The sequence below is a fragment of the Phenylobacterium sp. genome (genome assembly GCF_037968635.1).
In the GTDB taxonomy this organism is placed as follows: domain Bacteria; phylum Pseudomonadota; class Alphaproteobacteria; order Caulobacterales; family Caulobacteraceae; genus Phenylobacterium.
On sequence record NZ_JBBKVV010000099.1, the window covers coordinates 1 to 7,572 of the forward strand.

The following is a 7,572-nucleotide window of genomic DNA, read 5'->3' on the forward strand; positions in this document are numbered from 1 at the left end:
GACCAGATGGAGCTGGAACCGGGCCCTATCGGCGAGACAGAGGTCAGCGGCGTGTTCGACGCCGGCGACACCGAAGCGTTCCTGGCGGCCGTGAAAGACCTGCACGGGCTTGTCCCTGAGCGGCAGTGGAATGGGACCCTTCGGCTGCGCAGGCCACCGCCCGGCTGACCGCGCCCTAAAGACTTTCGTGCCGCGCGCCAGGGTCAAGCTCGAGCTGGCGCGTCTTCCCCCCTGACCCGACGCAAGAGCCGCCGCGACAAACGCAGGCGCCGGCGGCGGACCCGAGGGGAAACCAACGTGCCATCCATGCGTCACCACCTGTCTTGTTTCGCGGCCCCAAGTTTGCTTCTGGCCTTGGCCGCCACGCCCCACGCCGCAGTGGCGCAAGCCCCGCAGATCGCCTTCAACATTCCGGCCGGCGGGCTGGATCAAGCCTTGGTGGAGTTTGGCGCGCAGTCGCGGCTGCAGTTGCTCTATCCGGCGCAATTGGTGCGCGGTCGCCGCGCAGACGCCCTGCAGGGCCTGTTCACGCCGGAGGACGCCCTGGCGCGGCTGCTGGCGGGTAGCGACATCGTCGTGCGCCGCAGCCGGCCCAACGTCCTGGTGCTCACCGAGCGTGGTGCGGACACGCGCGCCGCAACCTCCAGCCGCATGCTCGCAAGTTTGGACGCCGTGCCAGCGGTGGTGGCGGAGCTTCCCGCGACCGCAGGGCCTGCCATCCTCGATGAGATTGTGGTCACCGGCACACACATTCGCGGGGCCGGTGCTGGCGCCTCACCCATCGTTGAGCTCAGCCGTGACGCCATCGACCGGTCGGGCTACGCCACCGTCTCAGAGGCTCTGGGCGCCTTGCCGCAAGCCTTCGGGGGGGTGAGTACGCCGACCAGCACCATCACCGCGACCGACACGCTGGGCACCAATGGCGCGCTCTCCACAGGCGTCAACCTGCGCGGCCTGGGCAGCGACGCCACCCTGGTCCTGATCAATGGCCGCAGGATGGCCGGCACCGGCTCGCGCGGCGACTTCTCCGACGTCTCCGCCGTGCCGACCGCGGCCATCGCGCGGGTGGATGTGCTGCTCGACGGCGCTTCGGCCCTCTACGGCTCCGACGCCGTCGGCGGGGTGGTCAACATCATCCTGCGCCGCGATTTCGAAGGCGCCGAAACCCGCCTGCGGGTGGGAGGCGCGAAAGGGGGCGCGGGCTCGGTGCAGCTGGGCCAAACCTTTGGGACCACCTGGTCGAGCGGCAGCGCCCTGCTGGCCTATGAATACGAACACCGCGACGCCCTGCCCTACGCGGCCCGGCCCTACACCGCGACGGCAGACCTGCGGGGCTTTGGCGGAACCGATCACCGCAACTTCCTGGCCCATCCTGGTAATGTGCTGGTGCTGACGGGCGGCGCCTATCAGCCGCGCTTCGCTATCCCAAGCGGCCAGAATGGGGTTGACCTCACCCCAGCGAGCTTCCTGCCCGGCCAGGTTAATCTGGCCAATCCCAACGCCGGCATGGACCTCACACCTGAGCAGACGCGCCAAGGCCTTTATGGGAGTCTCAACCAGAGCCTTGGCGATCGGGTGGAGCTTTCCTTCGACGCGCGCTTCAGCCGCCGGGAATTTTCTTTCCACGGCGCGCCGTCCACCAGCACGATCACGGTGACACCCGCCAACCCCTATTTCGTCTCGCCGACCGGCGCGGCCAGCACCGTGATCGGCTATTCCTTCTTCGATGAACTGGGCGCGAGCCGCGGTGGCGGAACGGCGGAGAGCTTTGGCGTCACGGGGGGCGCCGACATCGCGCTTGCTGGTTCCTGGCAGGCGCAGGTCTACGGGGCGCTGGCCCAAGAGCACAGCCAGACCCGCACCCGCAACGTCATCAACAGCCTGCTGCTGCGCGAGGCCTTGGGCACAGCGCCAGACAATCCCGCCACCGCGTTCAGCGCGCCGCGCGACGGCTATTTCAACCCGTTCGGAGCTGGCGGCGCCAATTCCCGCGCGGTCCTCGACTTTGTGGGCTCTGGCTACACCGCCCCGGAATTCCGCAGCCGGGTGACAACCCTGAGCGCCCAGGCCGACGGCGATCTCTTCACCCTGCCCGCCGGCGCGGTGAAGCTAGCGCTCGGCGCGCAGACACGCCGCGAGACCTTCGAACAACACATCGTCACCTTCCGGTCCTCACCCACCCCGTTCACCCTGGTGACACCCGATGCCCAGCGCACGGTGAGCGCGCTCTTTGCCGAGGCGCGCGCGCCGCTTATCGGTCCCGCAGACGGAGCGACCGCACCGCGCTTGGAACTCTCGCTGGCCGCCCGCTTCGAGCGCTATGACGACGTCGGTGACAGCACCAATCCTAAGATCGGCCTGCTTTGGCGACCGACGCCAGACCTTCGGCTGCGCGCCACCTATGGAACCTCGTTCCGGGCGCCTTCGCTGACCGAGGTCAACGAAGCCTATGGCGTCGGACCCACCTTCCTCAACCAGGGCGCCGCGCGGATTCTGACCCTGATCCAGACTGGCGGAAACACCAGCCTGAAGCCCGAAACCGCCACCTCCTGGACGGCCGGCGCCGACTATGCGCCCGCGCCCATGGGCGGCCTGACCCTCGGGGCGACGCTGTTTGAGACAACCTTCAACGACCGGATCGGCCAGCCGGTGCTCACCAACCTGGCCGGAGCCCTCAACGATCCGGCTCTGAGCAGCTTCATCACCCCACTGGATGCTAGCCGCCCAGCTGACCTTGCCCGCATCAACGCCCTGATCAGCGACCCCAGCTACTCAGCCAGCACCACCTATCCGCCCGCGGCGTTCGGCGCGCTCTTGGACGCGCGCTTCGTCAACACCGCCAAGGTGCAGGTCAGGGGGTTGGACCTAAACGCCGGCATCAGCTTCGACCGCGACGCCGACCATTTCGATCTCGCCGCCAACGCCTCCTACCTGTTTGCCTATTCGCGCCAGCTGACCCCAACCTCGCCCGCCCAGGACCTGCAAGGGATCGCCGGTTTCCCGGCGCGGCTTCGGGCGCGCGCCAGTGGTGGATGGCGCAACGGCGCCTACGGCGCGACGCTTTCGGTCAACTATCTGAGCGATGAGAAGGCCGCCAATGGGACGGCCATCGAGAGCTGGACCACCGCTGACCTGCAGCTGCGCTGGAGCCCACAAGTTACGAGCGGTCCGCTGGCGGGCCTAACGGCCTTGGCCAGCGTTCAGAACATCTTCGACACCGATCCGCCATTCTACGACGCTCCGCAGGGCATCGGCTATGACCCGGCCAATGCTGACGCCATGGGTCGGGTCATCTCTCTCCAGCTCACCAAGCGCTGGTAAGCGACGGGCCTCTCAGGCCTCACCCGGGCCCCCAGCTCGGCGTGCGCTTGAGAGGTCCGATTGAGGCGCGGCTTTTGTGCTCCGTAGGCGCCACTATGGGGCGCGCGGTCCCGACAAACCTACCGTCCCTGCGCCCAGAGGTCGGGCCCTCACCGCGGCCGGGTACAGAACCTCTCGACGACGCGACGAAAGCCTCCACAGGCAAGCCCGCGGACGCGCGGTGCGCCAAGATCCATTCCACCCTGCCAACGCCCGCCCCGAGACACCGGGCCGGGCGTGACCTGCGGAGCGGCTATTTCCCGATGTCGAGACGCAGGGAGGCATCGATCGCACGTCGCCAATCTGGTGCGACGCCCGCAGCCTCGGCGAAGCGCGGCCAATGGACGACAGCTGCGCGAACCTCCTCCAGGAGGCGTCGGACACGCCGGCGGCTGATCGAGACGGTTCGGCCACAGGCCTCGAAATCCTCAATCGTCACATCGTCACGTTTGCCGTTGATCGACATCTGGTGCTGGGCGGTCCACGCCCCGGCAGGATTGTAGCTCCAGGTGATGTCGAAGGCCGGAGATAGACGCCACCTTCCAGCGCGATCCATCAGGAAGGCGATATTCTTCACATGGTCGTCCTGGTTGCGCGCCACGACATTGAAGACCATGCGCCGGAACTGTTCCTCAAGCGCCGCCATCGGCAGACCCATACGACGCATCGTGAACAGCGCCTGCTCGTAGGAATTGACCTGCTGATTGTTGAAATCGAAATGGGCCATGGCGGCCAGAGACTGCATGTGCAGCTTGTCGCCGCCAGCCAACCGGTCGAACCGCTTGGTCATGAAGTGGCGGCGGCCGCCCTCCTCGAGCAACCGGCATTGCGCCACCGTGATCCCGGCGGCGGTGGCCATCTGGGCATAGGCGTATTCCACCGCGCCGTACCCCTGGGGATCGGCCAACTCCTTGTCCTTGTTGCCCTCCACACCGTCGAACTTCAGGAGCCAGTACTCAAAGCCGTCGCCCGCCTCGACCTGCCCTGAGCGCACCTCGTTTGTGTCAGGGTTCCAGACGATCACCGCCTTGGCTCGGGCGCCACCGGCCGAGGTGCCGACCCGCAGAATCTCGCGTAGGGCGTCGGCTTTGCGACTGTCGGCGAACGAGACCTTCAGGTCGTTGCGATGGGTGAGCACCTCCGAGGCGAGCCTCACCAGCGCGTCAATATTGATCTTGGCTTTGGTTTGGCGCCGAGGCCCGAGGGCGGGCACGAATTCCAGTGCGCCCATGCCCCGCACGCCCGTGTAGCAAAGCCGCTCGACGGCGTTGAAGCTCTCCGGCGTGCGCCCCTGGGTCGCCAGCCAAGCGTCGATCAGGGTGTTGCCATACCGATCGGGGAGCGCGTCGGCGAGCATCCCCGGCAACCCGTGAAAGCTGGCGCGCGGCAGATCTGGGAAGGTGAAGAGGTCAGGGCCAAGCGGCATCATCAGAGGGGCAAGCTGGACGCCGCTATCCATAAAGGCCCGATCGTAGGCGAAGACGGCGACATCGCTGTTATCGGCCAGAGATACCGCGCCAATGCGACTTCCCCACAGCCGAACCTCCGCGACCGTCGTCACGTCTGGTCGCCCCAGACCCACCCAGGCCTGACCGGGGCCTCGACGGTGGGGCTGGCGATCGCGCCTGAGGTTGCGCCGCCCTTGGAGGCGCGGACGCGCGATCGTTGGGCCCGGCCAGCCTTGAGCAGTGCGATAGGACTGGTCGGCGTCTCGGGCAGGAAACGTTCGAGATCCTCCAACTTGTCGAGGGCGCGCAAGCACCGGATCAGGTTGCCAAGTTGCGTGGGCGCACCGCCCTCCAGGCGCTCCACTGTACGTTTCGAGACACCCGCCGCCGCCGCGAGCTGGGCCTGCGTCATCTGGCGCTGCAGCCGGACGGCCGCAACGCGGCAGCCGATTTCCTCGGTGACGGCGTCATCCGACAGGAGATTGTTGAATCTCATAACTCGACTTCCATGGCGAATTACATAAGATTTTCGGCTCAAATCGTCAAGAATGACGATTATTTTGTTGAACATTGGACTCGTCGTATTCGCCAATTATGACGAGTTATTAGGTTATTTCGGCGTATTTCGCCAACTTTGTCGCCATAGAAGCCTCTGTCCGACTGGGCCGCCGACGGCACGACGTGTCGAGCCTTTCGCGTCGACCTTCAAACAGACTTGCGCATCACGCGCGACCCGTGACGCCGACAAAAGGCTGCCGGGCGGCTTAGGTGCGACGGTTCCAGCGCCCCAGCCACCACGGCGGCCGGCGCCACCAGGGTAAAGCCTCACCTGAAACGTCTCTTGCTCCATGAGGTCTCAGCTCAAGTTCCCAATGCGTCACGGCCCGAACTTTGCGACGTTCGGGACCATCCTGCTGAGCCTGGTGTTTGCGAGCCCGTCAGGGCCCGCCTCGGCCTCACCGACGTTGCCCAACCTCCTAAGCCATGGGGCCCGAGGCGTCGCGCCAGGTCGGGCCTGGACATTGCCCGACATCATCGAAGTGACCCGCATCACCAGTGTGGCGATCAGCGCAGATGGCGCGCGCTGGGCCTTTATCGCCAAGCAGCCGTCGCTGGACTTGGGCGAGAGCCGCTACGGTCTCTATCTCGGGGCGGGCGACGGACCGGCGCGGAAGGTCGCTGAGGGCCCCTTCATCGCCGACCTCCAGGCCCGGCCTGGCCATCAAGGTTGGACGGTGCGCGGCGCGTTTGGCGACGGGGTGCAGGTCTATGAGCTCGACGCCACCGGCCGCCGAACCCCACGCGTCGTCCATCATCCCCTGGTTCAGGTTGGCGGTGACGTGAGCTTGGCGCCTGACGCCAGCGGGTCTGCGCACGCCACGGGCGTTCTAGCCTATGGCTGGAGCCCAGATGGCCAAGCGCTTTGGTATGTGACCTTGCGGCCCCGATCGGCGCCAGCCCGCCAGGCCTGGCGCGACCACGGCCTGACCTATGTCGATGGCCAAACCACGCCCACCGACTTTTATGCCGAGCCTGCTGCGGAGGCTGTAGAGCTCTGGGTGCGGGACGTCCAAACCGGCCAAGGGCGGGTCGTGGCCGAAGCGCCCGGGGATCGCGCCACCGCCTCCCTGGCCTTCCAAGGCGGCGGCGTCGCCTGGGACGGCCCACGTCGCCTTGTCTTCCGCCGCCCCGGTCTATCGGCGAGCGGCGCGCCAACCCAATCGTCCTGGCGATATGAGCTTGGCGCGCCATCTGCGACGGCGCTGCCAGCGGACGCGGCCAGCAACCTGCTGGCCAGCGTGCCGACCGCGCAGGGCCGGCTGGCCCTGACGCGCCTTGAGGGTGATCGCTACGAACTCTCCGAGTTGACGGCCCAAGGCACTCAGGTTTCGCGGCTCGGACCTGTGAGCTACAGCGGCATGGGCGGCGGACTTGGCGCCTGGAAGAGCGCCCATGGTCAGGCCCTTTACGGCGTGCGCCTGCCAGACCGTTTCGGCCTGGCGGCCTATCCCAACCCCACGCCTCTCAGTCAGGTCGCCGAAAGCCTGCACCCCTGCGCCTTCGACGCCGCCCTTGAACGCGGCGTCTGCAGCCGAGAGAGCCTTACCGGCGCGCCCGAGCTTGTGGAGGTCCGCGCCGCCACGGGCGACGTGCGCGTCCTTGCGCGACCCAATGCCCGCTACGACGCCATCACGCCGCTCCACAGCCAACCCGCCACCTGGACCAATCGTTTTGGCACGACGAGCAGCGGCTACATCACCTATCCGCGGGGTTACGAGACCAACCGCTGCTACCCGGCCATCGTCATCACCCACGCTGCCGACGCGCGAAACCTGTTCGCCGCCGACACCTTCCAATGGGCCTTCCCTCTGCAGGTCTTGGCCGAGCGCGGCTATGTCGTGCTCTCGGTCAACGAGACGACCCAGGATCTTGCGGCGTCGGAGGCCTATGGATCGGCGAGCAGCAATCTGTCGCCTGCCCGTATGCAGCGGGCGATGGGCATGGACGCGGTGGCGACCATGGAGGCCGCGGTCGCCGACGTTGTCGGCCGTGGCATGGTCGATCCGGCCCGGGTCGGCATCGCTGGCTACAGCCGCGGCGGCATCGTCACCACCCTGGCGCTCAGTCAGTCAAAGGTGTTTCGTGCCGGCATCAATGCCGACACCGCCTTCTTCAGCGCTGGCGGCTTCTTCCGCGGCGGCATGGTGAGAGAAATCTACCGTGGCCTATTTGGCGGCTCGCCGTGGGACGCGCGGTACGCGGC

General features: G+C 67.0%; 4 protein-coding genes. 2 read left to right on the forward strand and 2 right to left on the reverse strand.

Annotation, left to right across the window (positions count from 1 at the left end; genetic code table 11):
- Window positions 1-342 precede the first annotated feature (342 nt).
- Window positions 343-3,321, forward strand: coding sequence for a TonB-dependent receptor (locus tag AAC997_RS12010; RefSeq protein ID WP_340645934.1), 2,979 nt, complete (start codon window positions 343-345; stop codon window positions 3,319-3,321).
- 292 nt (window positions 3,322-3,613) lie between these two features.
- Here the strand turns inward: AAC997_RS12010 and AAC997_RS12015 are convergent, their stop codons facing one another.
- Both AAC997_RS12015 and AAC997_RS12020 read right to left on the reverse strand, forming a co-directional pair.
- On the reverse strand, window positions 3,614-4,921 hold the full coding sequence (locus AAC997_RS12015; protein ID WP_340645935.1) for a HipA domain-containing protein: 1,308 nt from the start codon (window positions 4,919-4,921) through the stop codon (window positions 3,614-3,616).
- Window positions 4,918-5,304, reverse strand: a complete 387-nt coding sequence (locus AAC997_RS12020) for a helix-turn-helix domain-containing protein (RefSeq protein WP_340645936.1) — start codon at window positions 5,302-5,304, stop codon at window positions 4,918-4,920. Before AAC997_RS12020 ends, AAC997_RS12015 begins: the two co-directional genes overlap by 4 nt.
- A gap of 526 nt (window positions 5,305-5,830) precedes the next feature.
- On the opposite strand from AAC997_RS12020, the gene AAC997_RS12025 reads away from it, so the two are divergent.
- The coding region (locus AAC997_RS12025) for a prolyl oligopeptidase family serine peptidase (RefSeq protein ID WP_340645937.1) at window positions 5,831-7,572 on the forward strand (1,742 nt) is incomplete at its 3' end.